Source organism: Nocardioides panaciterrulae, from assembly GCF_013409645.1.
GTDB classification, from domain to species: Bacteria; Actinomycetota; Actinomycetes; order Propionibacteriales; family Nocardioidaceae; genus Nocardioides; species Nocardioides panaciterrulae.
The window spans coordinates 2,329,208-2,354,772 of record NZ_JACCBG010000001.1; the positions used below are offsets into that span (position 1 = coordinate 2,329,208).

The 25,565-nt window shown below is 69.7% G+C and carries 30 protein-coding genes and 4 tRNA genes; 16 read left to right on the forward strand and 18 right to left on the reverse strand.

All coding sequences use genetic code 11. From position 1 onward, the window contains the following. Positions 1-26: 26 nt before the first annotated feature. From pdxT to BJZ21_RS11000, 7 genes are all read right to left on the reverse strand, one after another. Complete coding sequence (gene pdxT, locus BJZ21_RS10970; protein WP_179665654.1) at positions 27-635, reverse strand: pyridoxal 5'-phosphate synthase glutaminase subunit PdxT; 609 nt, start codon at positions 633-635, stop codon at positions 27-29. Beyond that, on the reverse strand, positions 629-1,561 hold the full coding sequence (pdxS, locus tag BJZ21_RS10975; RefSeq protein WP_179663779.1) for a pyridoxal 5'-phosphate synthase lyase subunit PdxS: 933 nt from the start codon (positions 1,559-1,561) through the stop codon (positions 629-631). Before pdxS ends, pdxT begins: the two co-directional genes overlap by 7 nt. An 87-nt stretch (positions 1,562-1,648) precedes the next feature. Beyond that, positions 1,649-2,275, reverse strand: a complete 627-nt coding sequence (gene pgsA / locus BJZ21_RS10980; RefSeq protein ID WP_179663780.1) for a phosphatidylinositol phosphate synthase — start codon at positions 2,273-2,275, stop codon at positions 1,649-1,651. Between the two features lie 41 nt (positions 2,276-2,316). Further along, a complete protein-coding gene (locus BJZ21_RS10985) occupies positions 2,317-2,931 on the reverse strand; it encodes an antibiotic biosynthesis monooxygenase (protein WP_179663781.1) in 615 nt (204 codons plus the stop codon). 103 nt (positions 2,932-3,034) lie between these two features. After that, the gene (locus tag BJZ21_RS10990) at positions 3,035-3,574 is read right to left on the reverse strand and encodes a GNAT family N-acetyltransferase (RefSeq protein WP_179663782.1); all 540 of its coding nucleotides are present in this window, start codon (positions 3,572-3,574) and stop codon (positions 3,035-3,037) included. A gap of 55 nt (positions 3,575-3,629) precedes the next feature. Further along, positions 3,630-4,412, reverse strand: coding sequence for an inositol monophosphatase family protein (locus BJZ21_RS10995; protein WP_179663783.1), 783 nt, complete (start codon positions 4,410-4,412; stop codon positions 3,630-3,632). Then, on the reverse strand, positions 4,409-4,975 hold the full coding sequence (locus BJZ21_RS11000; protein ID WP_179663784.1) for an HIT family protein: 567 nt from the start codon (positions 4,973-4,975) through the stop codon (positions 4,409-4,411). The genes BJZ21_RS10995 and BJZ21_RS11000 overlap by 4 nt, the downstream gene beginning before the upstream one ends. 34 nt (positions 4,976-5,009) lie before the next feature. On the opposite strand from BJZ21_RS11000, the gene BJZ21_RS11005 reads away from it, so the two are divergent. Further along, positions 5,010-5,492, forward strand: coding sequence for a GNAT family N-acetyltransferase (locus tag BJZ21_RS11005; protein ID WP_179663785.1), 483 nt, complete (start codon positions 5,010-5,012; stop codon positions 5,490-5,492). 19 nt (positions 5,493-5,511) lie between these two features. On the opposite strand, the gene thrS is transcribed toward BJZ21_RS11005, so the two are convergent. Further along, positions 5,512-7,506, reverse strand: coding sequence for a threonine--tRNA ligase (thrS, locus tag BJZ21_RS11010; protein WP_179663786.1), 1,995 nt, complete (start codon positions 7,504-7,506; stop codon positions 5,512-5,514). Positions 7,507-7,625: 119 nt separating this feature from the next. Further along, positions 7,626-8,420, reverse strand: coding sequence for an NAD(P)-binding domain-containing protein (locus BJZ21_RS11015; RefSeq protein WP_179663787.1), 795 nt, complete (start codon positions 8,418-8,420; stop codon positions 7,626-7,628). 77 nt (positions 8,421-8,497) lie between these two features. On the opposite strand from BJZ21_RS11015, the gene BJZ21_RS11020 reads away from it, so the two are divergent. Next, positions 8,498-8,971: a DUF5994 family protein gene (locus tag BJZ21_RS11020; protein ID WP_179663788.1), complete on the forward strand. Its 474-nt coding sequence runs from the start codon at positions 8,498-8,500 to the stop codon at positions 8,969-8,971. A 46-nt stretch (positions 8,972-9,017) separates the two neighbouring features. Then, complete coding sequence (locus BJZ21_RS11025; RefSeq protein WP_179663789.1) at positions 9,018-9,272, forward strand: hypothetical protein; 255 nt, start codon at positions 9,018-9,020, stop codon at positions 9,270-9,272. 100 nt (positions 9,273-9,372) lie between these two features. On the opposite strand, the gene BJZ21_RS11030 is transcribed toward BJZ21_RS11025, so the two are convergent. Both BJZ21_RS11030 and BJZ21_RS11035 read right to left on the reverse strand, forming a co-directional pair. Then, positions 9,373-9,984 carry a hypothetical protein gene (locus tag BJZ21_RS11030; RefSeq protein WP_179663790.1) on the reverse strand — a complete coding sequence of 204 codons (612 nt, stop codon included), beginning with the start codon at positions 9,982-9,984 and terminating at the stop codon, positions 9,373-9,375. Between the two features lie 264 nt (positions 9,985-10,248). After that, positions 10,249-10,320, reverse strand: a tRNA-Val gene (locus tag BJZ21_RS11035). A 170-nt stretch (positions 10,321-10,490) separates the two neighbouring features. Here BJZ21_RS11035 and BJZ21_RS11040 point away from each other — a divergent pair. Then, positions 10,491-10,925, forward strand: a complete 435-nt coding sequence (locus BJZ21_RS11040; protein ID WP_343052101.1) for an SsgA family sporulation/cell division regulator — start codon at positions 10,491-10,493, stop codon at positions 10,923-10,925. Here the strand turns inward: BJZ21_RS11040 and BJZ21_RS11045 are convergent. Continuing rightward, positions 10,922-11,752 (reverse strand): aminotransferase class IV, encoded by an 831-nt coding sequence (locus tag BJZ21_RS11045; protein ID WP_179663792.1) that lies wholly within the window; start codon positions 11,750-11,752, stop codon positions 10,922-10,924. The two genes, BJZ21_RS11040 and BJZ21_RS11045, sit on opposite strands and share 4 nt — an antisense overlap. Positions 11,753-11,890: 138 nt before the next feature. On the opposite strand from BJZ21_RS11045, the gene BJZ21_RS11050 reads away from it, so the two are divergent. The 3 genes from BJZ21_RS11050 (at position 11,891) to BJZ21_RS11060 (ending at position 12,179) form a co-directional block, all read left to right on the forward strand. After that, positions 11,891-11,963 (forward strand) — tRNA-Gly (locus BJZ21_RS11050). A 32-nt stretch (positions 11,964-11,995) separates the two neighbouring features. Continuing rightward, positions 11,996-12,066: transfer RNA gene (locus BJZ21_RS11055), tRNA-Cys, on the forward strand. 41 nt (positions 12,067-12,107) lie between these two features. Continuing rightward, positions 12,108-12,179, forward strand: a tRNA-Val gene (locus BJZ21_RS11060). Positions 12,180-12,279: 100 nt separating this feature from the next. Here the strand turns inward: BJZ21_RS11060 and BJZ21_RS11065 are convergent. Continuing rightward, positions 12,280-12,486 (reverse strand): helix-turn-helix domain-containing protein, encoded by a 207-nt coding sequence (locus BJZ21_RS11065; RefSeq protein WP_179663793.1) that lies wholly within the window; start codon positions 12,484-12,486, stop codon positions 12,280-12,282. A 452-nt stretch (positions 12,487-12,938) separates the two neighbouring features. Between BJZ21_RS11065 and BJZ21_RS11070 the strand changes: the two genes are divergently transcribed. The 4 genes from BJZ21_RS11070 to BJZ21_RS11085 all read left to right on the forward strand — a co-directional run bounded on the left by BJZ21_RS11070 (position 12,939) and on the right by BJZ21_RS11085 (position 15,965). Continuing rightward, positions 12,939-13,430, forward strand: a complete 492-nt coding sequence (locus BJZ21_RS11070; protein WP_179663794.1) for a hypothetical protein — start codon at positions 12,939-12,941, stop codon at positions 13,428-13,430. Continuing rightward, positions 13,427-14,215: an ATP-binding cassette domain-containing protein gene (locus BJZ21_RS11075; protein ID WP_218851437.1), complete on the forward strand. Its 789-nt coding sequence runs from the start codon at positions 13,427-13,429 to the stop codon at positions 14,213-14,215. Before BJZ21_RS11070 ends, BJZ21_RS11075 begins: the two co-directional genes overlap by 4 nt. Continuing rightward, positions 14,209-15,375 carry a hypothetical protein gene (locus BJZ21_RS11080; RefSeq protein WP_179663795.1) on the forward strand — a complete coding sequence of 389 codons (1,167 nt, stop codon included), beginning with the start codon at positions 14,209-14,211 and terminating at the stop codon, positions 15,373-15,375. The genes BJZ21_RS11075 and BJZ21_RS11080 overlap by 7 nt, the downstream gene beginning before the upstream one ends. Before the next feature lie 149 nt (positions 15,376-15,524). Continuing rightward, entirely contained in the window at positions 15,525-15,965 is a 441-nt protein-coding gene (locus BJZ21_RS11085; protein WP_179663796.1) for a hypothetical protein, read from the forward strand. Between the two features lie 444 nt (positions 15,966-16,409). On the opposite strand, the gene BJZ21_RS11090 is transcribed toward BJZ21_RS11085, so the two are convergent. Then, a complete protein-coding gene (locus tag BJZ21_RS11090) occupies positions 16,410-16,763 on the reverse strand; it encodes a flavoprotein (RefSeq protein ID WP_179663797.1) in 354 nt (117 codons plus the stop codon). A 359-nt stretch (positions 16,764-17,122) separates the two neighbouring features. Here BJZ21_RS11090 and BJZ21_RS11095 point away from each other — a divergent pair, with 359 nt between their 5' ends. From BJZ21_RS11095 to BJZ21_RS11105, 3 genes are all read left to right on the forward strand, one after another. Then, entirely contained in the window at positions 17,123-18,268 is a 1,146-nt protein-coding gene (locus BJZ21_RS11095; RefSeq protein WP_179663798.1) for an IS110 family RNA-guided transposase, read from the forward strand. 5 nt (positions 18,269-18,273) lie between these two features. Then, on the forward strand, positions 18,274-18,555 hold the full coding sequence (locus BJZ21_RS11100) for an integrase core domain-containing protein (RefSeq protein WP_218851442.1): 282 nt from the start codon (positions 18,274-18,276) through the stop codon (positions 18,553-18,555). 97 nt (positions 18,556-18,652) lie between these two features. Next, a complete protein-coding gene (locus BJZ21_RS11105; protein WP_281380952.1) occupies positions 18,653-20,614 on the forward strand; it encodes an AAA family ATPase in 1,962 nt (653 codons plus the stop codon). Between the two features lie 130 nt (positions 20,615-20,744). Here the strand turns inward: BJZ21_RS11105 and BJZ21_RS11110 are convergent, their stop codons facing one another. Both BJZ21_RS11110 and BJZ21_RS11115 read right to left on the reverse strand, forming a co-directional pair. Then, positions 20,745-21,203 carry a DUF4440 domain-containing protein gene (locus tag BJZ21_RS11110; protein ID WP_179663801.1) on the reverse strand — a complete coding sequence of 153 codons (459 nt, stop codon included), beginning with the start codon at positions 21,201-21,203 and terminating at the stop codon, positions 20,745-20,747. Then, positions 21,200-22,114, reverse strand: coding sequence for a hypothetical protein (locus BJZ21_RS11115; protein ID WP_179663802.1), 915 nt, complete (start codon positions 22,112-22,114; stop codon positions 21,200-21,202). The genes BJZ21_RS11110 and BJZ21_RS11115 overlap by 4 nt, the downstream gene beginning before the upstream one ends. 186 nt (positions 22,115-22,300) lie before the next feature. On the opposite strand from BJZ21_RS11115, the gene BJZ21_RS11120 reads away from it, so the two are divergent. Together BJZ21_RS11120 and BJZ21_RS11125 are read left to right on the forward strand one after the other, a co-directional pair. Next, complete coding sequence (locus BJZ21_RS11120) at positions 22,301-22,948, forward strand: helix-turn-helix domain-containing protein (RefSeq protein ID WP_179663803.1); 648 nt, start codon at positions 22,301-22,303, stop codon at positions 22,946-22,948. A 244-nt stretch (positions 22,949-23,192) separates the two neighbouring features. After that, complete coding sequence (locus BJZ21_RS11125) at positions 23,193-23,606, forward strand: helix-turn-helix domain-containing transcriptional regulator (RefSeq protein ID WP_179663804.1); 414 nt, start codon at positions 23,193-23,195, stop codon at positions 23,604-23,606. A gap of 2 nt (positions 23,607-23,608) precedes the next feature. Here BJZ21_RS11125 and BJZ21_RS11130 read toward each other — a convergent pair whose 3' ends face one another. After that, positions 23,609-24,046: a hypothetical protein gene (locus BJZ21_RS11130; RefSeq protein ID WP_179663805.1), complete on the reverse strand. Its 438-nt coding sequence runs from the start codon at positions 24,044-24,046 to the stop codon at positions 23,609-23,611. A 56-nt stretch (positions 24,047-24,102) separates the two neighbouring features. Beyond that, positions 24,103-25,275, reverse strand: coding sequence for a tyrosine-type recombinase/integrase (locus BJZ21_RS11135; protein WP_179663806.1), 1,173 nt, complete (start codon positions 25,273-25,275; stop codon positions 24,103-24,105). Positions 25,276-25,565: the final 290 nt, after the last annotated feature.

Here is a 25,565-nt window from a genome sequence, read left to right on the forward strand (position 1 = left end):
CCTCTTCGTCTTCCGTTCGCGCATCGTCACGCCGAGGCCTCTCGCACCAGGTCCACGAACATCTCGTGCACCCGGGAGTCGCCCCCCACCTCGGGGTGGAACGACGTCGCCAGCAGCGGGCCCTGCCGGACCGCGACGATCCTACCCGCGGCGGGACCGTCGGCCACCCGGGCGAGGACCTCCACGCCGTCGCCCACCTCCTCCACCCATGGCGCGCGGATCAGCACCGCGTGCACGGGAGCGGCCAGGCCGGCGAGCTCGAGGTCCCGCTCTGAGGAGTCGACCTGCCGCCCGAACGCGTTGCGCCGGACCGTGACGTCGAGTCCGCCGAAGGTCTCCTGGCCGGCTGCCCCGTCGAGGACCCGGTCGGCCAGGAGGATCATGCCCGCGCAGGTGCCGAAGACCGGCAGGCCCTGCTTGATCCGGTCACGCAGCGGCTCGAAGATCTCGAACGTCCGGGCCAGCTTCGCCATCGTGGTGGACTCGCCGCCGGGGATCACCAGGCCGTCGCAGGCGTCGAGCTCGGCGACCCGGCGGACCGTGACCGGCTCGACCCCGAGCTCGCGGAGGACCCGCAGGTGCTCGCGGACGTCGCCCTGGAGCGCGAGGACGCCGATGGTGGGTGCGGTCACCAGCCGCGCTCGGCGAGCCGGTGCGGCTGGGGGATCTCCTCGACGTTGAGGCCGACCATCGCCTCGCCCAGGCCGCGGGAGACCTTGGCGACCACGTCGGGGTCGTCGAAGAAGGTCGTGGCCTTCACGATCGCCTCGGCGCGCTGCGCGGGGTTGCCGGACTTGAAGATGCCCGAGCCCACGAACACGCCCTCGGCGCCCAGCTGCATCATCATCGCCGCGTCCGCCGGGGTGGCGATGCCACCGGCGGTGAACAGCACCACGGGCAGCTTGCCGTGCTCGGCGACCTCCTTGACCAGCTCGTAGGGCGCCTGCAGCTCCTTGGCCGCGACGAACAGCTCGTCGGGCGAGAGCGCGGCGAGACCGCGGATCTGCTTGCGGATCGTGCGCATGTGGGTGACCGCGTTGGACACGTCACCGGTGCCGGCCTCGCCCTTGGAGCGGATCATCGCCGCGCCCTCGGTGAGCCGGCGCAGCGCCTCGCCCAGGTTGGTCGCCCCACACACGAACGGCACCGGGAACGCCCACTTGTCGATGTGGTTCTCATAGTCGGCCGGGGTCAACACCTCGGACTCGTCGATGTAGTCCACCCCCAGGCTCTGCAGCACCTGGGCCTCGGCGAAGTGGCCGATCCGGGCCTTGGCCATCACCGGGATCGAGACCGCCTCGATGATGCCGTCGATCATGTCCGGGTCGCTCATCCGCGAGACACCGCCCTGGGCCCGGATGTCGGCCGGCACCCGCTCCAGCGCCATCACCGCCACCGCCCCGGCGTCCTCGGCGATCCTGGCCTGCTCGGGGGTGACCACATCCATGATCACCCCACCCTTGAGCATCTCGGCCATCCCACGCTTCACACGCGTGGTGCCGGTGCCGTTCTCGGGGGTCTCGAGGGGGGTGCTGGGGGTGTTCTCGGGGGTGTCGACCATGACGTCTATCGTACGGCGACACGCCGGGCCGGACCCATTCGGGGAGCGCGTGTGGACACGGTCCCGGTGCGGTCCCCGACCTGGTTCTCAGGCCGTCGGTTCCACCGGCGGCAGTGCCAGGGCCTGCTGGCGCACGACCCAGATCCGTTGCACGACCGTGATGGTGCTGGCCGCGGCGAGCGCCCACAGGGTGACGTACATCAGCACCGGCAGGTCGAAGATGGCCGAGAGCCCGGTCATCACCAGGATCGCCACCAACCGGTCCGCACGCTCGGCGATGCCGACCTTGGCCTGGAAGCCGAGCCCCTCGGCCCGCGCACGGGCGTAGGAGGTCACCGCGCCCATGACCAGGCAGACCAGGCTGAGCACGAGGTAGAGCCGGCTGTCGCCGTCGCCGGCGAAGTAGAGCGCGAGGCCGGCGAAGATCGCGCCGTCGCCGATCCGGTCGAGGGTGGAGTCGAGGAAGGCCCCGAACGGGCTGCTCTTGCCGGTCAGCCGGGCCATGTGGCCGTCGATGAGGTCGCTGAAGACGAACAGCGTGATCACCAGGACGCCGGTGAGCAGCATCCCCTGCGGGAAGAACACCAGCGCCCCGGCACTCACGCCGATGGTGCCGACGAGCGTGACGGCGTCGGCACTCACGCCCAGTCGGATGAGCAGGCGGGCGATCGGCGAGAAGAACCTGGTCCAGAAGGCACGGAAGCGTTCGAGCATGGTGGCCGCAGGCTACCGGTCCGGAGCGACCACCTCGCGCATCAGACCAGTTCGGGCAACCTCAGGTGCGCCAGCGCCAGCTCGAACTCGGCCACGTCGAGGAACTGGACGTCGGCCTCCCTCGCCGCCTGCTCCCGGATCGAGGCCGCGGCCTCGCGGCTGCCCTCGAGCGCCTCGCGGGAGTCGAAGACGACCGTGCCGCAGGTGCGTCCACGGCCTCGGTCGATGAGGAAGCTCGCGCTGCAGAACCCCTCCATCGTCTCCACCCGCGGCAGCACCGTCGAGCGCCACATGTCGCCGACACCGTCCATGTCGGTGGCGCTGGTCCAGGTGATGCGACAGCAGGCGCCCGGCGTGCTCGTGTGGTCACGGTGCATCACCGCGACCTCCCACTCCTCCACGGTGGCTGGCCCGCCGAAGATCTCGGTGGCCCGGTTGCGCATCGGCATGACCGACGCCGCCGTGGCCAGCATGGACTGCTCGCTGTCCCAGGCGGTGGTGGCGATGCCGCGGCCGGACTCGCGGTCGACGACCAGCGCCATGCCGAGGCAGCCGTCCATCGCGGTGACGGTGGGGAGGATCGAGTCGCGCACGTGCGTGATGCCGGCGTCGATGGCGGCCGGGTCGCCGTCGATGGTCGTGGAGCGAACGAACATGGGATCTCCTCGGACCGGGGGCGACACCCCTGCGGCGCCGCCGCTCCCACCACGATGCGTCCGGCCCTGGGCTTGCGGCAATCACCAAGTCGGACCAGTCCGGTCACCGTGTCGAGCGGCGGACGATCGGCCGGCTCATGAAGACCGCGGTGTCCGCGCCCGGGTGGTCGCCGTACATGGTCTGGTCGAGGCCGACCAGGCGGAAGCCCATCCGCTCGTAGGCCCGGATCGCCGGGACGTTGTCCGTCTGGGTCTCGAGCCAGACATGTCGAGCGGCTGCGGCTCGGTGGCTGTCGATCGCCGCGCCGAGGAGCGCCGTTCCGACACCCTGCCCCCGAGCCGCCGCGTCGACGTACATGTGCAACAGCACCAGGCGCCGGTTCCACCCGCTGAGGGCGGTCGCCGTGAAGCCCATGACGCGCCCAGCGCGGACCGCGACGAACGCGTCGTTCCACGGAGGCGGAGCCTCGTCGAGATACCCCGCCAGGTCGTGACTCTTCGTCCGGGGCGTCGGGAGTGTCGACTCGGACCACCCGAGCCGCCCGTCGACCAGACGGAGTTCCGCCACCGAACGCACCTCGGTGTGCACGCCCAGAGCCACCACGAGGGCCCGGTCGGAGCGCTCGTAGGGCCGGACCAGCATGCCGGCAGGGTAGCCACGAGCGGGCGCACCGGGGTGCGCGACCCGACACACCCGGTCAGCCGCGTCCGGCCAGCGCCTCGCACGCCTCGGCCACGGCCGTGGCCGCCCCGGCGACCGACCAGGTCACGCCGCCCGCCTCGACCTGGCGGGCCACCCCGCCGACGCCGCGGATGATGGCCGCCCCGGGCAGCCGGTCCCAGTCGGCGACCCCGTGCTGGAAGCTCACGCCCAGCTGGCCCTGCGCGATCGCGGTGGCGTCCATGCTGGCGGAGCCGAGCATCCGGAGGGTGGCGACCCTCGACGCCACCCGCGAGAACGCCGCCACCCGCGGGTGGTCGTCGTACGGCGGGTGCAGGTAGGTGCTCGCGCACGTCTCCCCCAGGCTGACGTCGACCAGCGCGGCCATCGGGGCGCCGTTGCGCGTGGACGGCAGCTGGGGGCCGCCGACGAACAGCACGTCGTCGTGAGGGTGGTAGATCGCCCCGAGGAGCACGTCCTCGCCGTCCACCAAGGCGATCGCCGAGCACCACCAGCTCAGGCCCCGGTGGAAGTTGTAGGTGCCGTCGACCGGGTCGATCACCCAGGAGCGGCCACTGGTGCTCGTGCGGTCGGTGCCCTCCTCGCCCAGGATCCCGTCCTCCGGCCGTTCGCGGCCGAGGCGCTCCACGACGAGGCGCTCGGCCGCGTGGTCCGCGTCGGTGACCAGGTCCGACACCGAGGTCTTCTGCTCGGCTTCGAGCCCGCCCCGGCGCATCCGGGCCGCGAGCCGGCCGGCCTCGCGGACCAGCTCGCCGGCGAGCGCCGCATCCGCGGCCAACGACGGCAGCGAGCCGGTCATCCGGCACTCCCCCACGCCTTCGCGAGCAGTTCCCGGGTGTCGGCCAGCAGCTCGGGCAGGGTCTTGGTGCGGCCGATGATCGGCATGAAGTTCTGGTCGCCGGGCCAGCGGGGCACCACGTGCTGGTGCAGGTGGGCGGCGATGCCGGCGCCGGCGATGTAGCCCTGGTTCATGCCGATGTTGAAGCCCTTGGCCCCCGAGACCGCCCGCACCACCCGCATCGCCTCGCGGGTGAGGTCGCTGATCTCCGCGGCCTCGGCGTCGGTCGTCTCGGTGTAGTCCGCGATGTGCCGGTACGGGCAGACCAGCAGGTGCCCCGGGGCGTAGGGGTAGAGGTTCAGCACGGCGTACGCCAGCTCGCCTCGGTGCACGACCAGCCCATCGGCGTCCTCGAGCCGCGGGATCCGGCAGAACGGGCACTCCCCCGCGGTGTCGTCCGCGGGCTTGTTCTCACCCCGGATGTAGGCCATCCGGTGCGGCGTCCACAGCCGGTCGAGCCCGTCGGGTCCGCCGATCCCGTCCTGGCGCACCGTGCCTTCGTCGACGTCCTCGTAGCCCTCCATGGCTGCCGATCCTAGGCTCACTACGGTGGGTCCCATGGACACCGCCCTGCTCCGCCCCGGGACCCCCGAGGACGCCGCCGAGGTCGCCGAGGTCTGGCACCGCGGCTGGCACGACGGCCACGCGGGCCACGTGCCCGACGGCCTGACCGCCGCTCGGACGCTGGCGGCCTTCCGGGACCGCGCCGCGGCCGCCGTCGAAGTCACCACGGTGGCCGTGGTCGACCACCGGGTCGCCGGCTTCGTGATGGTGGTCGGCGACGAGGTCGAGCAGGTCTTCGTCGACCGGGCGCACCGTGGCGGCGGGCTGGCCGCGGCGCTGCTCGACGAGGCCGAGAGGCAGGTCGCGGCGACGGGGTACGACGTGGCCTGGCTGGCCGTGGTCGGGGGCAACGCCCGGGCGCGGCGGTTCTACGAGCGGCGTGGCTGGGCCGACGAGGGCGACCTGCCCTACGAGGTCACCGCGCACGGCGAGACCTTCGTCTCGCCGTGCCGGCGCTACACCAAGCGGCTGCGCTGACCTCCCGCGACTTCGGGGCTCAGACCTGCTCGCGGGACTCCACGGCCGCCACCACCCGGGCGATGGCCTCCGCGACCGGGACGCCGTTCTCCTGGTGTCCGTCGCGGTAGCGGAACGAGACCGCACCGGCCTCGACGTCGTCGTCGCCGGCGATGATCATGAACGGCACCTTCTGCAGCTGGGCGTTGCGGATCTTCTTCTGCATCCGGTCGTCGGAGTCGTCGACCTCCACCCGCAGCCCACGCGCCTTCATCTGCCGCGCGAGGTCGTAGAGGTAGTCGTTGTGCCGCTCGGCGACGGGGATCCCCTGGACCTGGACCGGCGCCAACCAGGGCGGGAAGGCCCCGGCGTAGTGCTCCACGAGGACACCGATGAACCGCTCGATGGAGCCGAACTTGGCCGAGTGGATCATCACCGGCTGCTGGCGCGAGCCGTCCTGGGCGACGTACTCGAGGTCGAACCGGTCGGCCGACGGCTGGTTGAAGTCGTACTGGATGGTCGACATCTGCCAGGTGCGACCGATGGCGTCCCGCGCCTGCACCGAGATCTTCGGGCCGTAGTAGGCGGCCCCGCCCGGGTCGGGCACGAGCTCGAGACCGGAGTCGGTGGCGACCTTGGCCAGCACCGACGTGGCCAGCTCCCAGTCCTCGTCGGAGCCGATGAACTTGTCGGGCTTGGAGTCGTCGCGGGTGGACAGCTCGAGGTAGAAGTCGTCGAGCCCGAAGTCGCGGAACAGGCCGAGGCAGAAGTCGAGCAGGTGCTGGATCTCCGCGGGCGCCTGCTCCGGGGTGACGTAGGAGTGCGAGTCGTCCTGGGCGAAGCCGCGCACGCGGGTCAGGCCGTGGACCACGCCGGACTTCTCGTGGCGGTAGACGGACCCGAACTCGAAGAGCCGCAGCGGCAGCTCGCGGTAGGAGCGCTGCCGCGAACGGAAGATGAGGTTGTGCATCGGGCAGTTCATCGCCTTGAGGCGGTAGTCCATGCCGTCGACGTCGAGGGCCGGGAACATGCCCTCGCCGTAGTAGGGCAGGTGCCCGGAGGTGTAGAAGAGCCCCTCCTTGGCGATGTGGGGGGTGCCGACATACTCGAAGCCCTCCTCGATGTGGCGCTGGCGGACGTAGTCCTCCATGACGCGCTTGATCACGCCCCCCTTGGGGTGGAAGACCGGCAGCCCCGAGCCGATCTCGTCCGGGAAGCTGAACAGGTCGAGCTCGCGCCCGAGCTTGCGGTGGTCGCGGCGCTCGGCCTCCTCGATGCGGTGCAGGTGCTCCTCGAGCGCCTCCTTGGTCTCCCAGGCGGTGCCGTAGATGCGCTGGAGCTGCTTGTTCTTCTCGTCGCCGCGCCAGTACGCCGCGGCGCTGCGCATCAGCTTGAACGCCGGGATCCGCTTGGTGGTGGGCAGGTGCGGCCCGCGGCAGAGGTCGCTCCACGCGACGTCGCCGTTGCGGCGGATGTTGTCGTAGATGGTCAGCTCACCGGCGCCGACCTCGACCGAGGCGCCCTCAGCGGCGTCCTCGCCCTTGCCGGAGCCCTTCAGGCCGATCAGCTCGACCTTGTAGGGCTCGTCCTTGAGCTCCGCGATCGCGTCGTGGTCGGAGACCGGTCGGCGGGAGAACCGCTGATTCTCCTTGATGATCTTGCGCATCGCGGTCTCGATCTTCGCGAGGTCCTCGGGCACGAAGGGCGTCTCGACGTCGAAGTCGTAGTAGAAGCCGTTCTCGATCGGCGGGCCGATGCCGAGCCGCGCCTCGGGCCAGAGCTGCTGCACGGCCTGGGCCATCACGTGGGCGGTCGAGTGCCGCAGGATGTCGCGGCCGTCGGCGCTGTCGATGGCGACACCCTCGACCTCGTCGCCGTCGCCGACCTCGTACGCCAGGTCCTTCAGCACGCCACCGACCCGCGCGGCGATGACCGAGTCGTCGCCCGCGAAGAGCTCCCACGCCTTGGTGCCCGTCGTCACGGTCTTCTCCTCGCGCGCGTCGGCGTGGGCGAGGACGACCTTGATGTCGGACACAGGAGTGCTCCTTGCAGTGGTAGCTCCGCTGATGCGGAACGGACCGGTCGATCGTATCGACCGGTCCGTTCCCGACGCGCTCGGGTTTCCGCCCGGAGCGCCCCTTGGTCGTGCGGCGCTCACATGTCGCGGTACCGCTTCGCCTCCGCCAGCTTCTCCTGGAGGAAGTCCGCGGTCACCTGGCGCGGCTGGGTGGGCGGCCAGGTGCTGCCGTCGCCGCCGTCGTAGAGGGTGGCGTACGCCGCGGTGTCGCGCTGGTAGCGCCAGCCCTCGGCGAGCGGGCCCACGTCGTACGCGTCGTAGCCGATGCTGTCGAGGAAGCCGGTCACGGTCTGCTTCGCGTCGTCGTCGTCACCGGCGATGGCGAGCACGCTGCGCTCCGGGCTGTCGGCGGGACGGGCGAGCTCGAGCAGGTGACCGAAGTAGATGTTGTTGAAGGCCTTCACCACGTGCGAGTCCGGCAGGTGGGCCTGCAGCATCTCGGCGGTGGTCGTCGACTCCTCGTCGAGCTCGGCGATGTGGCCGTCGCGCTGCGGGTAGTAGTTGTTGGTGTCGATCACCACCTTGCCGCGCAACGGCTCGACCGGCACCTGCCGGTAGTTCTTCAGCGGGATCGTCACCACGACGATCTCGCCGGCCTCGGCCGCCTCCGCGGCGGTGGCCGCGCGGGCGTGCTCGCCCAGCTCGTCCACCAGGTCCGCCAGCGTCTCGGGGCCGCGACTGTTGCTGAGCACCACGTCGTGTCCCGCATTCACCGCGAGGCGCGCGACGGTGCTGCCGATGTGTCCGCTTCCGATCAGTCCGATGGTTGTCATGGAAGGCAGAACGGCGGCGCCGGTCCGATCATTCCGTCGTCGGTCGCGGACGGCCTCCCGCCCCCTCGACGGCCCTCGACGGCCGCTGCCACCGAGCACCCTGCGGGTAGGCTCGGGATCAACCGACCTGCCGGCCAGCTCGCGGAGTTGCGGGGCAGGAATGAAGGGCGGGCGTCATGGCGACGTCACCGACAGCGCACTCCGGCACGCTTCCCGTGCGAGAGCCGTTGCGACTCCGGCTCCGCAACCCGACCGGCGCCGAGCACGTCGACGGCGCCTGGTGGCCGCAGTCCCGCGATCTCCAGGCCGAGGCCGCGGACCTGGTCGACAACTTCCCGCCCGAGGCGGGCCAGGTCGATCGCCTCCTGTTCTCCCGGCCGGACTGGGACAGCCCGACGGTCGGCGGTCGGGGCGTGTCGCGGATCCGCGCCCGGCGCGGGTGGGTGCAGGCGGGCTCGTTCGCGAGCGACGACACCCACCTGATGGTGCTCAGCGTGGCGTCCGGGCGTCGCCTCAGGCTGGTCGTCGTCCCCAGCGACACCGACCCGGTCGAGGCCGCGCGGCGCGTCCACGCCGCGGGTGGGCTCGAGCTCGAGCGTGACGATGAGGCGGACCTGGCGAGATGGGACGACGAGCACCCCTCGAGCTGAGCCCGACGACAAGCCCGACGACAAGCCCGAGGTCAAGGAGGATGCGATGGCGTACCTGATGCTCTACGGCGTCGGTTGGACCCAGCGCTGGCGCATCGCCGATGGCGCCGTGGCCGAGGTCAAGGAGGAGATCGACCGGGTGGGTCGCGACGAGACCACGCACGTCCAGGTGGTCGACCCCGGCTCGGAGGAGACGACGACGCTGGTGGTGGCCTGGCGGCACGTGGCGACCGCGGTCGTCCTCGGCTCCGAGCAGGGCCCACCGGGCAGCCCGGCCGAGCCGGCCGGGCAGTACCCCTGAGCCTGACCGCCCGGATCACGGCTGCCGGATCCAGACGGCCGCAGCGCGCGCTGTCCGCGCGGCAGGCGCGGGCGGTTCTCCCCCGGCCACCGGATCGCGATCAGGGGCCGCTCAGCGCGAGGTCGACCGACACGACCCTGCCGGATCCGTCGAGCGCCACCGCCACCGCGAAGTCGGAGAAGCAGTCGCGGCGCTCCTCTTGGGGTCGGATCCAGACCGTCGTTCCGGCGTCGGCGGCCGGCGGCCGGTAGCTGTTGCAGCCGACAGCGGTCGGGGTCTCGGTCGAGTAGACGACATGACCGCCGTCTTGGCTCAAGCTCGCAATTGTGCCGAGCGGCGACACGGGGCAGTCTCGTCCTTCGTACGTCGTCGTCCGTTCCGGGCAGCCGTCCCAGGTCTCAGGGCGATCGGCGACGTCGGGACCAAACCGTGCCACCTGCTCGCCGCTGATGCGATAGACGACTGCAGCCGCCCACGGGACGGCTGGGCGGCCGCCTCCGGCGAACCTCGTGAATGCTTCGGCCGCTGACGTGCCGGACGACGGCGGCAAGGTGTCGCCGGTCCGCTGCGTAGTCGAGGAAGGCGAGAGCGGAGCCCGCGTGGTGGGCGCGGCGGACGCCGGCTCAGCGGCCCCGTCGGAGCCACAGGCCTCGAGGCTCATCGAAGCAACGAGCACGAACAGCGCGAGCATGGCGCACGAGATGCGTCCCACGACCGGTCCTCTAGGCAGTCTGCTGATCGGGGTGTCCCCGGAGGTGAAGACGCCTGTCGACCCGCACTTGTTGTCCGGTTCGCCGCACGAGTCCGCGACCACGGGCCAGCGCGGGCGTCGCAGCGCAATCCGGCTGATCCTCCCGGGAGGAGAAGTCCCCGGCGGGCTCGGCGGTGCGGATGTGCCACGGACCGGGCGGCGCCAAGGGGCTTCCGGACACGGGGCCAGGTCGGCCGATCATGGCTCTGACCTGCGGTAGTTCGGTGGGCGATACTGGGTTCGAACCAGTGACCTCTTCGGTGTGAACGAAGCGCGCTACCACTGCGCCAATCGCCCCGGTCGCGGGCCGCGGGCGGGGCCCGCGGTGCGGTCACGGACTTTAGCGCATGGCGCTGTCGGACTCACATTCCGGGCCCAAGGTCCCTGTCGCGCCACCATCGCCAGGGGGCACCGTCGACTCAGCAGACCGACCAGGGGGGCGGTCAGGGCAGGACGGGGAACCGCACGTGAGCCACAAGCCGGGTCTGAAGGCACTCTCGCAGGAGCTGACGCTGCAGTGCATCGACGCCAAGGGGCGCGGCGTCGAGCTCGTGGCCTCCTTCGGCTACGACCCCGAGGACCCGTTCGCCGTCTGGATCACCTTCCCCTCGGCCCAGGGCGACATCCGGTGGGCCATGTGCCGCCAGACGCTGCTCAAGGGGCTCACCGACCCCGCCGGCGCGGGTGACCTCGAGATGTGGCCGAGCATCGACCACGAGGGCCGGGCGGTCGTGGTGCTGGAGTTCCGCTCCCCCGCCGGCCGGCTGGTGGCCCAGGCGCACACGCACGAGGTCTACCGGTTCCTGACCCGCACGCTCGCGGTCGTCCCGCTGGGCACCGAGTCCGACCAGCTGGACGTCGACGCGATGCTCACCGGGCTGCTCGGCTCCCGGTCGGACTAGCGGAGGTCGATGCCGAGCAGCTCCGGCTCGCGCCGGCGCCAGGTCTCGGCGAACTCACGGGTGACCGGCCCCGGGGCGGGCAGCTCGCGCTCGTCCCAGGCCGCCACGCCCTGCACGTCACGCGTGGTCGAGGTCAGGAAGATCTCGGTGGCGCGGGCGACCTCCGCCAGCGGCTCGTCGACCTCGACGCCACCGCACCAGTCGAGGACCAGCGCCCTCGTCACGCCCGCGAGGCAACCGCTCGCGAGCGTCGGTGTGCGGACCTCGCCGTCGACGACGTAGAAGACGTTGGAGCCGGTGCCCTCACACAGCTGCCCGGCCAGGTTCGCGAAGACCGCCTCACTCGCTCCCCGGCGCGCCGCCTCGGCGAGCGCCACGACGTTCTCGGCGTACGACGTGGTCTTGAGGCCGGTCAGCGCGCCCCGCTCGTTGCGCGGCCACGGCACGGTGGCGACCCGGGTCGTCGCCGGCGTCGGCGACATCGCGTCGCCCACCACCACCAAGGTCGGCGGCTGGTCCCCTCGTGCGGAGCCGAGTGGGGCCGGGCCGCCGGTGTAGGTGATCCGCAGCCGGCCCAGGACCAGCCCGGGACCGTCGAGGACGGCGGCCACGCCCCGGCGTACGGCGTCCTGGTCGAGCTCGGGCAGGCCGAGCCCGGCCGCCGAGCGCGCCAGGCGCTCGAGGTGCAGCCTGAGGGCGAACGGCCGGCCCTCGACGACCTTCACCGTCTCGAAGACCCCGTCGCCCACGGTGAAGCCGTGGTCGGAGACCCGAAGCGCCGGAGAGGTCGCATCGGGCAGCAGTTCACCGTTCATCCAGGCGCGCATGAAGCCACTCTAGAAGGGCTCCATGCGGGTGTTTCCGGCACGAAACGCCGCCCCCAGGACCCGATTTTGCACGTCCGGGGGCATCGGCTACTGTTCTCACGTCGCCGCGGCCCGGGCCACCGGGAAGCGGAGAGACAAGCGGACGTAGCTCAGTTGGTAGAGCGCAACCTTGCCAAGGTTGAGGTCGCGAGTTCGAGCCTCGTCGTCCGCTCGGAGAGGTCTCTCTCACGGTTTGGCCTCCACGGTGGAGTGGCCGAGAGGCGAGGCAACGGACTGCAAATCCGTCTACACGGGTTCAAATCCCGTCTCCACCTCGAACACCATCGGTCCCACATGTGGGACCCTTGTTGCTCTAGGGCGATTGGCGCAGTGGTAGCGCGCTTCCTTGACACGGAAGAGGTCACTGGTTCAAACCCAGTATCGCCCACAGAGAAACCGCAGGTCAGAGGCCCTTTCGAGGGCCTCGACTTGATTTCGAGGAACATACGAGGAACAGCCAGCGGGCCCTTCTGGGCACGTTCGGACACTCACCCAGCCCGGCGCCACCCGCCGACCGGTCGAGCGTCGATGAACCTCTCGATCGAGTCGAGCTTGATCCGCAACGTCTTGCGCCCGAGCCGTACGGCCTCGAGGTGCCCGTCGGCGATGTAGCGGCGCACGGTCTTCGTCGAGACCGCGAGGATGTCGGCCGCGTCGGTCAGCGACACGAGCTTGCGGGTGATGGTGGCAGCCATGGTCTTCTCCTGGGACGGTGGCGGCCCGTTTGACCGCCCTCATCCCCCAAGGCCGCCGAGAGGCCGCGAGTGGCCAAGGCTGCCGCGATGTTCCGATCGCTTCTTGGCCCCGGTCAGACCCCGTCCAACGGCGACACCCGCTTCGGTCGCGTGCGTCACCGATTGGGGATCCCCTGCGGCGAATGGCGAACGCGCGCCGTGGCCGGCACTGGGCCGTAGCGGCGAGCCATACGACGTTCGGCTGGCGGAACGTCTTGAGAGCCCGAGATGAGCGAGAACGAAGCCCGGCGAGACTGCGGACGACCCCGTGATAGGCGACGTGGCACAAACGATCAGGAGGCTTCAGTCGACGGCGACCTCTCTTTCGTGCACTGCATGAATATGAGACAGCCATTGACTGTTTCGGCGTCACGACCGACGTACGCTGCGGCGACCAACTGAACGGGGGAATCATGACAAGTACACCTGCTCACCGCTTCAAGAAGGTCGGCATCACACTGGCAGCCCTCGGGGCGGCAGCGGTGGCAACGGCTCCTGCCGCGCATGCCACGGCCTACTTCGGCTCATTGCACGCCTACGAGGGCAGCCAGGAAGTCGCGGAATCCAGCGGCGGCTCCATCTACTACGAAGGCACCGGCAACGGCAGGACGATCACCGAGAACATTCGCTTCCGCGATGTCCGCGCCGACGGTGACGGCGCCTACGGAGTGGCCGTCCAGCAGGCCTGGGACAAGATCACCGCGCCCCGGTGCTGCACCTATTACACCTGGGCGTGGACCAACGAGGACCAGACTGACCGGTACGGCACGGCCTACGGCTGGCGCACCAGCTACCTGCGCGAGTCCGACGCCAACGTGTCTCGTTGGCGGGTGAACGCCAAGGTGTGCGAGGACCAGAACAACGAGCCCGATGCGTGTGACAGCGCCGGATACCTGGAGCCGTGACACACCACCACTCCGGCGAGACGGCGTCGACCGCTGCGCGGCTCGGCGCCGTCTCGTTCGCATACCGCGACCGGCCTGTCCTGACCGGCATCGACCTCACCGTCCCGTCGGTAGGAGTGACCGCCCTACTGGGGGTGAACGGGTCCGGGAAGACCACGGTCCTGAACCTGCTGGCGACCGTGACGCAGCCCGCAGCCGGAACTGTTGAGGTGCTTGGACGCGACGCCGCATCGACGACTGCACTGAGGACGATCCGATCGTCCCTCGGCTACCTGCCACAGGAAGCTAGCTGGACGGGTTCCCTCAACGTTGCCGAGTTCGTCGAGTACTTCGCCTGGCTGCGCCGGCTACCGCGACGCACACGCCAAGGTGCGGTGAAGCGGGCACTGGAGCGGACTGACACCACCCGGATGGCGGGCCGCCGGCTGTCGACCCTCTCCGGCGGAGAACGCCAGCGAGCGATGCTCGCCTCGGCCATCGTTCACGAGCCCGCCTTGCTCATCCTCGATGAGCCGACTGTCGGACTGGATCCAGAACAGCGGCACCACTTCCGCCGGGTCTTAGCCGAGTTCGCCGAGAGCCGCTGCGTGCTCCTAAGCACCCACCTGCTCGAGGACGTGGCCGACGTCGCGTCGACCGTGCTGGTGCTTCACGCCGGGCGGATCGCCTTTGACGGCTCGCCGGCCGAGTTGGGCGAGCGTTCCTGGGACGACGTCGGCGGCTCGCGTGCGATTGAGCAGGGCTTCCTGCGCACGATCAACGAAGGGATCTCGGGCCAATGCTGAGGCTGGTCCGGAGCCGGACGCGACAACTGATCCCTTTCGCTTGTCTTTGGACCATCCCGCTGATCCTCGCGGTGGAGTACGCGAACCACCGCCGGCCCAGGCTTGTGGGGATCCAATGGACCACCACGCTCGACGTGGTCAATGGCGTTTACGTCCTGTTGGCACCACTCGCAGCCGGGGTGGCCGCGGCCGGGTACTCCTCGGTGATCCGGCAGCAGGAAATGATCCGACCCCTGCCCGACGGGGGGTTGCGGGCGCTGGCTGGTCCGGTGCTGGCGAACGCCGGCGTCTTCTCGATCGTCCACCTAGCATTCCTCGCCGGCGTGATTGTCGTCGACCTGTCGCGCGGGGTTCCGGGAGCGCCGAACCCCGCACCGACCGTCGTCGTCCTGGCGGCGTTCGTGGCGGCCAGCGGCTTCGGAGCCCTGCTGTCCCGGCTGGGGAGCGGCTCGTTGCTAGCGGCTCCTCTGGCGATGTTGGTGGTGTACGGCTACGAGGTGCTCGAGCGCCAGGTGGCGAGCCGCCTCTTCAGCGACTTCGGTGGCGCAAGTCTTCTGCTGATCGGACTCCGGCAGCGGATGGAGGTCGTCACCGCCCAGGCGGTCTGGTTGGGGCTCCTCGGCGTGCTGCTCATCGCGGTGAGCGTGTACGGGTGGCGCGCCTCCTCCCGACTGCTCGCTGGCGTCGCGCTGTGGACGGCGATGGCGGGCGCCACCCTCTGGCTCGGGAGCAGCGGCGACACTCGGTTCGAGGAGGCCAGCGTGACCTGGGTGTGCGCGGGCGACACGCCGAGCGTCTGCGTGACTCGTGAGTACGAGGACGAGCTCAACTACTTCGCGCCTCGAGTCTCGGGGTACGCCGACGAGCTCACCGCGCTCGGCCTCCCCCACGTGCCGAGCGAGTTCCGACAGATCGTCGGCGCGGACCGGCCCGAGGGAGGCTACTTCGGGCTGGACCATCAGCTGCCCGCGCTTGCTTTCAAGGTCCTGGAGTCCTCCCTCCCCTGCTCGCGGGATTGGAACCCCCCGCCGTTCGGGAAGATCGATACGGTCGTCGCGTACCTCTCCTACGGCGCCGGCGGTCAGGTGTCGCCGGACCAGAAGCCAGTCACCCGCTCGGCGGCCAAGGCTGCGCTCGACGAGATCGATTGTCGACCATGATCACGGTCCCAGTCGCGCTCGCCCGGAGTCACCGCTGGTGGCATCTCGGTCTCGGGGCCGTCCTGGTCGTCGCAGGCGCGGTGCTCTTGCCAGCCGACCCGATCGACGTGCCCCTCCGAGGGGGCGTCCGCGGGGAGGCGTGGCCAGCTGTGCTGGCCCTCCTCGGGGCGGCACTGCCGGCGGCGCTGAGCAGTCCGGGTGCGGCGCTCGCCGCCGCTCTGCCGCGCCGGCCGTGGCAGCTGCGGGCGGCGACCGCGGTGGTGATCGCGCTGACCGCGATCGTCGTTGCCACGGTCGCGTGCGCGCTGATCGATCGGCCCGTCGACGCCGGTCTGCGCAACACGGCGTTGTCGGTCGCGCTCGCCGCGGGTTCCGCCACCCTCTTCGGCGTTCAGACGTCGTGGATTGCGCCGGTGCTCGTCACCGGGGCGACCTGGCTCTACGGGCTGGACGAGAGAAGCGCCCCCCTGGCCTGGGCGGTCCTGCTACGGCCGCCGAGCACCGGCTCCTTGACCGTCGCGGTCATGGCCCTCCTCACTACGCTGACGGTCTGGGTGTGGCGGGGTGAACAGACCGCCGCCCACTCGTGAGCCGAGTGGCCAACTACTCCGGCCACACAAACACCCCCACCGCCTACCGTCTGGTTCAGCCGCCCAGACACGTGGGGGGGCGAAGGCTTCGCCATCGCCCCAATGCCGTCCGCTGCAGTTCCGGGCCCCAGCGCCGTGCGATGTACCGCAAGCCGTTCGTCCTGTGGGACGGGTAGCGCCGCCCGACGTCGACTGAGCCGCTGACCACCGGGTCGCATGCGAGCTGCGTCGAACCGCCGCTCACGAGTTAACGTGCGCATCGTGCCCTTGTCGCGGCTGAGAGATCGGGCGCTGCCCTACACGTCTCGACGCGCAGGGTCGGGCGAATAACCGCCAAGTTCTGACTGGGACGTTGTGGCGCCGGCGCGTGACCTTGGGTCCAGACGGGTCGTCACTACAAGTGCATACGACACCGGGAGCTGCCCCGCGAAGGCTGGCCAGGCCTCAACTCGCGCTGACGCGGCGGCTCGTCACGGCGCGGCGAACATGATCAACAACCACTTCAGGTCCTGCCATGGCGAGGTCAAGATGCGTCTCGCGCGTCCCGAACTCGTAGGCGAGGCTGTCCTCCATGTCGACAACGATGTGACCGTCCGAGCGAACCGTCTCGACGCAGCGGTGCACGGCCGGATTGGACCACATTCGACTGTTCATGTTGGGCACGAGGACCACCGGGAGCTCGGCGCACGTGACGGTGGCTGTCAGAAGGTTGTCGCAACGCCCGTGCGCCACGCTGGAGAGTGTGTTGGCGGTGCACGGCGCGATGAGGATGGCGTCTGCCCAGGCCGCCAGCGCCACATGCTCTGCACTGACCCAGCGACCGCGGAGTCCAGTATCGAGCGATTCGCTACACCGAGCGGCTCGCCGAAGTCGAGGCCGTCGCGTCCGTCGGGTCGCGTGGCGATTCGTATGACTGCGAGCATCCTGTCTGCGCCACCCCCTGGGGTCTGACCCTTGCTTATGACCGGCCCTGCGGGTGCCCTCGCGTTGACGTGTCGGCCTCGGGTGGTGGCGTTCACCAGGCTGCTGGCCGGGTGGGCAGTGACCTGATAGGAGCCTGACTCGACCAGGGTCTCATCGCAGTCCTGTCCGCCCACTCCGGCCAGCTGAGCCATGGACAGCCCGCCCGGAAAATGCGAGAGAGGATCCACAGCCCGATGCCCAGCATGCAGCTTCGCCGCGACGATGTCATCGTCGGCGTCGACACCCACAAGGACAACCACGTCGCCGTCGCGATCGACGGCCTTGGCGGTCGACTCGGCGACATCATCGTGCCCACCACCATCGCCGGCTTCGAGGAGCTCCTCGCCTTCTGCCTGGCATTCGTCGGGCCCGCCGGTCGCCTGATCGGGTTCGGCATCGAGGGCACCGGCTCCTACGGAGTCGGTCTGGCTCGCTACCTGCGCAACCACGGCCACGACGTCCACGAGATCGCCCGGCCCGCACGCGCGGTGGAACGCCGACTCGCAGGCAAGAACGACACCATCGACGCCGAGCACGCCGCACGCCAACTCCTCGCTGGACACGGGCTGTCGACACCCAAGACCGCCGACGGCGCGGTCGAGATGATCAGGCTGGTCAAGATCGCCTACGACGGTGCCGTTCAGGCGCGCACCACCGCGATGATCACGCTCAAGGCGACCCTCGCGACCGGGAGCGAAGCACTTCGTGCCGAGCTGGAGAAGCTCACCGACCACAAGCTGATCACCGCGTGCGCGGCACTGGAAGGCCCGGCTCCTCTGCCGCCCGTCCGGCGTGGAGCGCCCGCTGTGGTCGTGCCTGGCGACCCCGACGCTGCGATGCGGCACGTGCTCTCATCGATGGCGAAGCGTTGGCTCGCGTTGCACGAGGAGGCCAAGGCACACGCCGCATCGCTGAAGGCCCTCACGGCAGCCGCGGCGCCCCAGCTCGTCGAGGCCGTCGGCGTCGGCTACGACACCGCCGCGCAGATGCTGATCACCGCCGGCGACAACGCCAACCGGATCAAGTCCGAGGCGGCATTCGCCAAGATGTGCGGTGCGTGCCCGATCCCAGCCGGATCAGGCAAGACCAACAACCGACACCGCCTGTACCGCGGTGGGAACCGCCAGGCCAACGCAGCGCTGTATCGCGTTGTCATCGTTCGCATGAGATGGCACCAGCCGACGATCGACTACGTAGCCCGCCGCACAGCCGAGGGCATGTCGAAGCGAGAGATCATCCGGTGCCTGAAGCGCTACCTGGCTCGCGAGCTCTTCCGGCTTCTGCCAGCACCGGACGCCGTCGCCAGTCCAGTCGGCAGAGAGCTCGAAATCGCGGCCTGAACGACTTGACGATCTATAGGAGCATCAACGCGATGGCCGAGGCGCTCAACTCGCTCTTCAAGGCCGAGTGCATCCGCAACCCGGTCATGCGGCCCAAGGGCGGCTGGAACAACGTGAGCGACGTCGAGATCGCGGTCGCCGAATACGTCGACTGGTTCAACCACCGACGCCTGCACGGCGAGATCGGCCTCGTCCCACCAGCAGAGTTCGAGACCACCCACTGGGCATCGGTCAAGAACGAGAACTACCCTGCAATCCCGGTCCCGATCGAGGTCGGTTCCAACTAAACGAGCCTCCACGAAACCCGGGGCGCTTCACATCGTCGCAGCCGCCGCGAGCACCAACGCGGCGGCATGGTCCATCGAGGACGTCGAGCTGGCCATCCTGGCCGCGCGCCTCGACGGCACCGAGCTCAACGCCGGCCAGGAGCAGCTGGTCCGCGCGATGGCCACCAGCGGTCGACGTGTGCAGCTCGCTCTCGCACCAGCGGGGGCCGGGAAGACGACCGCGATGCGGGTGCTCGCAGGGGTGTGGACCGAGGCGGGAGCCGACGTACTCGGCCTCGCACCCTCGGCGGCCGCCGCGGCCGCACTCCGCGACGCCACCGGCATGCCGTGCGAGACGCTCGCCAAGCTCGTCCACGACCTCGACACCCAGCACGATTCCGACCTGGCCGCTTCTGTCGGTCCCCGGACTCTGCTCGTCGTCGATGAGGCCGGCATGGCGGACACCATCACCCTCGACCGGGTCATCGGCTTCGCGGTCGAGCACGGTGCCACCGTCCGGCTGATCGGCGACGACCAGCAGCTCGCCGCCATCGGCGCAGGGGGTGTCCTCCGCGACATCGCCCGCGCGCAGGGCGTCGTACGCCTGGACGAGGTCGTCCGGTTCGTCGAGCCGGTCGAGGCCGAGGCATCCATGGCGCTGCGAGAGGGCGACAGAGCGGCCCTCGGCTACTACCTCGACCACGAGCGCATCCACGCCGGCGATGAACAGACCGTCGTCGACGAGGTCTTCGACGCGTGGCAACGTGAGCAGGACGCGGGCCGCGACTGCTTGATGCTGGCGCCGACCCGCGAACTCGTGCGGCAGCTCAACGAGCGAGCTCGATTCGCCCGGCTCAGGGACACCACCGTTGGCGACGAGGTGCGGCTGCGCGATGGCACCCACGCGTCGGTCGGCGACGCCGTACTGACCCGACTCAACGACCGTCGGCTCGGTGTGAGCAGCACCGACTGGGTCAAGAACGGCAACCGCTGGACCGTCACCAGCATCCAGAACGGCACCCTGATAGTCCGACACCGCGACTCCGGACTCACCACCGCGCTGCCCGCGGAGTACGTCGCCGCCCATGTCGAGCTCGGCTACGCCTCCACCGTCCACACCGCTCAGGGCCTGACCGCCGACGTCATGCACGGCATCATCACCGGCGAGGAGACCCGGCAACTGCTCTACACAATGCTGACCCGCGGCCGCACCGAGAACCACGTCCACGTCATCACCGACGACCTCAGCAGTGAGCGCGACTTCGAGCTGCCCGGCATCACCTCACAGCTCACCGCCACCGAAACCCTCGAGCGGGTGCTCGCCCGCGACGGCGCTGCCATCTCGGCGACTTCCACCCGCGAACGGGCCGCCACACCAGAGACTCGTCTCCACGACGCAGCAACGAGGTACGCCGACGCCCTCGCGGTCGCGACCCAGAAGGTCCTCGTCGGTGACGACGAACCGGTTGCACCAGGCCCGCTCCCCTGGCTGCCCGACATCCCGACAGATGTTGCCGAGCACCCGCGGTGGGGTCCGTACCTGGCGGCGAGGACACGCCTCGTGAGCACCCTCGCGGCTCAGGTCCGAGACCGCACAGACGCGACTCTCCCTCCCTGGCTCGACGACTACGCCGACGTCCTCACCCCAGAGCTGCGCGCCGACATCGCGGTCTGGCGGGCCGCCCAGGGCATCCCACCAGACGAACGCACGATCGCCGGTCCCGCGTCCGACGACGACCGCGCCGCAGCGTACCGCCGCAGCCTCATCCGCACCGTCAACAGCCGCTACGACGACGCCGTCCACCTGTGGGAACGCCGGGTTGTTGCCTACGTCGGCCGCGCCGACGAGCACACCCTCACACTGGCGCGCGAGCTCGACCGACTCAAGCGACAGGGCCGAGACCCAGAGCCTTTGCTGATGAGGGCGAATATCCGACCGTTGCCGTCCGAGCACCCGACCGCGGCGCTGGCGTATCGGATCCGCAAGCAGCTCGCGGCCAAGCGGCCACGCCACGAGGTCCCCGGTGTCGACCACCACCGCCAGGCGCCTTCACACCAGGCGCGGGGCATCGGGATGTGAGCGCCGCATCGGCCGTCCGAGGCCGATGCGGCGCTGAACGGTTGCGCCTTTCGGTCCTGAGGTCCATCGGCTACTCCAGATCGGATCGACGACCTGCGCCTGAACGCCCCGGCAGCGGCATGGTGGGACGTCAGGAACGGCGTGGTCCCGCGTGGCCCGCAAGGCACATCCAGTCGCCTTCCTGGCGGACCCAGACCTGCGTCATCGGCATCCGGAAGGTCTCGAGTTCATCGCCCTCTCCCACCACCTCATCGGTCACCTCGGCGTGGAGAACGGCGGTGTCGTTGACAACGACGACTTCGACGCCACTCAGCCGCTGCGAACGCCAGACCGTGTGCCCCTTGGTGTTCCGACGGACGTACTCGGACCGGCTGTAGGACTCCCCCGTATGTGACGTCCACCTGAAGCACTTATGCAGGAGCCCCGCGAGTCGCTCGGCATCGCCCGCCGCGAGGGCCGAAGCCCGATCTTCGGCAGCCGCAATCACCTGCTGCTCTGCGTTCATACGCGCCAGCCTGACACGTGACAGACCCTGTCTCGGCATCCGCCCGTCGGCGGCAGATCCCCTCACAACAACGTGCTCGATCACGCGGACTCGTCGATCTCCCGGTCGCGGGCGTTGACGTAGACCTCGATGTGCTGCCACAGGTACTCCTCGAGGACTTCGTCGAGGCTCATCGGCGGCAGGTCGTGCGCGGCGACGAAGTGTCGCAGGTCGTCGACGAGTCGTTCTTCGTTCGCGTATCGACCGAGCCGGTCCATGAGCGTTGACGCGCGGCGTCGTACCGAACGCGCCGACTGGGGGCTGTAGCGAGTGACGAACTCGACGACGGCCGGCGAGGTGAGCCCAGCACGCCCCCTCCGTGCCGGGGCGGAGTGCTCGGCTGCCGCCACGGCGAGCTGCTGCAACAGCGAGGCGTCCGGCAGGCTCAGCACCCCGCCCAGCAGGGCGTGCTGGACGAGATGGCTGGACTCGAACACCGCGTCCGCGGGGAGTTCGGGGAGCCCGGCGAGGAGGTCGAGGTCCGCGGCGTTGTCACACAGCGTGGTGCTTGCCCAGGTGCGATAACGTCGCTGCGCGGCCTCGGTGCGCCCGAGCTCGGCGAGCAGGGACCGTCGTACGGCGCGGAGGATGTTCGCGGCCACGCATCGCTGCGACGGCACGGTCCGGATCTGCAGCCAGAGCTCGCCGGCCGTCAGCGCGTCGATGTCCGGCGAGAGGTCCCGCAGGCTGTCGGCCAGGCGCGTCACGCCCGGCAGCAGCAGCCACGCCAGAACCACTGCCGCCTCGGCGTCGTTCTGAGCCAACTGGGACAGACGGGCAAGCAGACCGTCCTTGGTCGCGGTCGAAACGCGACGCGTCCAGTCGGGTAGGTCGAGCAGGTCGTCAACGACCGCCAGTTCCGGCTCCTGATGACACCAGCGCTGCCACGCCTCGCCCGCGGCCGCCATCGCCGGACCGTCGACGTCGTCGAGGCCGAGACACGTCGCGACGCTCATGGTGATCACCCCTTTCCGTGCCAGGGCAGACCCCTGTCAAGAGGTAGGTGTGCAAGGCATGTCCGGATTTGGCATAGACACCCCGTACGACCTGGCCGCGACTGTCCGTCCGCTGTCGCATCTGCCCAGGTGAGGCGCCAAAACGAACGATCTGGCCGAGCAGATCCGATCCGATATCCTCGGAGCGTGTCCGGGGGCTCCCTGCTCGCGTACGCCCGCCACGCGGCCGGGCTGACCCAGGACGCCCTCGCCCGCCTCGCCGGCACGTCGCAGCCCACCCTGTCGGCATACGAGCGCGGCACGAAGTCGCCCTCGCTGGCCGTCGCCGAGCGGATCATCGAAGCAGCAGGTCACCGGCTCGAGGTCGTGCCGAACCTGGAGTTCGTGGAGGTTCCCGGCCAGCACGGTCTTCACCCGTTCTGGCTCGCCAACCAGCTGTGGCGACTCGATCCCGAACGCGCCTTCAGCACGGTCCTGCTTCCAGGGCCCGACCACCACTGGCCGGCACCGCGGCGGCCGTACTACCTCCGTGACCGCACCGACCGGGCCCGCGCCTACGAGCTGATCCTCCGGGAGGGCAGCCCGCGCGACCTGCTCGACCACATCGACGGCGCGCTGCTCGTCGACATCTGGAGAGAGCTCGACCTGCCCGACCCCATCCGCCGTGCCTGGCAGCCGCTCATCCACAAGACCCTGCCCACGCGCCGCCGCCCGCGAGCGACCGGGGCCGGTAGCGAACGCCCACCAGGTGCGCTCATCCGACTCCGACCCAGCGAGCGAGCCCGTCATCTGCGGCTCGGGAAAGACGAGCACGAGGACCGCCCCAGCAGTTGAGCCCGCCCATCCAACCGCCCCGGCCGCTGAGTGCACCTGATCGGCGGAGTGGCGTGGAAGTTCGACGCGATGTACGACAGCGAAGGGCTACTCTGGGGAACGCCGTCCCCAGGGCTCCGGTGCGAGGAAGAAGGCCCCGGACACGCTGATGGAATCAGCACCCAGGGCTGACGTCTCTTACCTCCGACTCGTCTCCCAAGCGTAACATATGTGATACGCTCTGGCGCGACGGGAGTTGATGGAAATGACGAAGCACACCGCCTTTTGGGACGACTTGGCCCGCGACCTTGAGGACCCTGAGTTCCTGCGGGAGTACGTCGCCGAGTCGATGCGCATCGCGACCATCGACGCGATCGTCAATGCTCTCGATGCCGCCCGAGAGGCGGCGGGGCTGTCGAAGGCAGAGCTGGCCCGAGCCATTCAGGCTGAGCCGGCGACCATCCGACGGCTCTTCTCGTCCGACAAGATGAATCCAACGCTCGGCACGCTCGCCGAAGTCGCCGCTGCACTCGGGCTGCGCATCACGGTCGAGCCGCTGGGCAAGGACGAGAGAGCACAAGTCACCGGCCCCCTCCTCGAAGGACGCGTCGCAGACCCGAAGAAGTTGGCCAAACACCTCGACGCGATGCGGACCCGGAAACCGAAGGTGCCCGCCTGACCTCACGCGAGCGAGCGTGGGTTTCGCCCGCGGAACTCATCCCCGAGGCTGCGGACGGCCGCGTAGTCGGCGTCCGAGAGCGTCGTCCGGAACGGCTTGTCGCGACCATCGATCACAACCAGCAAGGGCTTGCCCTCGCCCTTGGCGTCGTAGTCGAGCAGACAGAAGAGCCGGTAGTGATGACGGCGAGGGCCATCGATGCGCAGCTCGAACCATGCGCTCATCTCGCCCTTCATCGCCTCCCAGTAGCCGCCACCAGAGAACCGCTTGGGCGGTGCGGTGGCGACAGCGACGAGCGCGGCGCGCATCTTCGCTCGCACCGTCGTCGGATAGCCGTCGAGCGCTTCACGGCCCGGGGTCGGCTGCTTCGGGTCGTCGTCCTTGTGACGCCTGAAGAAGACGATCTGGTGTTCGTCATCTGGCGACGGCCCGGTGCGCACCGCAGGCACCTTCGGCCGTGGCCGTCTTTGCTTTCGGCGATCGCGTGGGTCTGGGCTCATCGCGGTTCATCCTCGCGTTGTGCACCGACAAGCGCAGAGAGTCGCTTTGCGATCTCGGCGTCCCGGTCCGCGGCGGCGTGCTGGTAGCGCATGGCAGCGCCAGGAGTTGAGTGGCCGAGCCGGCCCATGAGTTCGGCGAGGGTCGCGCCGGTCTGGGCGGCGAGAACGGCGCCCGTGTGGCGGAGATCGTGCCAGCGCAGGTCCTCGCGTCCGGCGGCCTTCCGGGCCGGGTAGTAGACCTTGTACAAAGTGGACGGCGCCATGTGATGGTTGCCGTCGGCGGCCGCCGGGAAGAGCAGGGCGTCCTTACCCGGGCCGGTGTGCTTGGCCAGGTGCTCTTTGACCATCGGCAGCAGATGCGGCGGGATCGCAACGTCACGACTGCCCGCATCGGACTTCGGCGGGCCGACAATGAACTCGCCGTCGACGCGCACCACTCCCCTGCGGATCTTCACCCGGTTGGTCCCAAGGTCGATGTCGCCGCGGCGCAACTCGGCCAACTCGCCGAAGCGCATCGCGCACCAGGCGGCGAGCAATGCCATCAGCTGGTAGCGGTCGGGCAGCTCGGCGACGATCATCTCCAACTCCGCCAGCGTCGCTGGCTGCACCTGGTGCGCGCGCTTGGTGCTGCCAGCACCCCGGATGTGCGCAGGGTTGTACGGGATGAATGGAGCAGGCCGCTCCGAGGCCGCGCAGGCAAAGATCGTCCGGAGAAGGCTGTAGGACTGCGCCCGGATCGTCTCCCGACCGGGCGCGAGATCGTCGTACCAGGCGTTGACGTCATCGTTGTTGATCCGGTCTATTCGTTGATCGCCGAGGGTCGGGAGGATGAACTTGTCGAGCAGCATGCGGTACTGCCGACGGGTCGTGGGCCGCAGCTCGCGGCCCTTGGTCTTGCGGTTCTCCAGCCAGAGGTCGGCGTAGGCCCGGAAGGTCGGCGACTCGCGTCGCCTCGCACCACGGCTCGCGACGTCCGGCGCCCAGACCTCCATCTGGATCTCGGCACGACGAGCGGACAGCCAGGCGATGGCGTCGTCCTTGGCGTCGAAGGTCGTGGAGGCTCGGTAGAGCTGGCCGTCCGGACCGGTGTAGCCGGCCCGGTAGTTGCCCGACGGCAGCCGCTCGACCCGGCCGAAACTGCGCCGTGCCCGCTGGTGGGCCCGAGCCATCTTGTGTCCTCCCAGTATCGCCTTTCGTGGAACATACGAGGAATAGCGCGGTCCATGTCTGTCCTGATGCGTCTTGACATGTCCCGGACCAAAATGCCCTCTGACCTGGGAGTTTACCGTGAAACTGGACGTCGGTGGAGCGGTCGTGGTAACCCGCTTCTCAACACTTCAAACCCAGTATCGCCCACCAGATAACGACAGCTCAGAGGCCCTTTCTGGGGCCGCTCTGCGATCCCGGGAACATCCGGGGAACAAGAAACAGCCACAGGTCACCTCCCCTGACGTGGCGC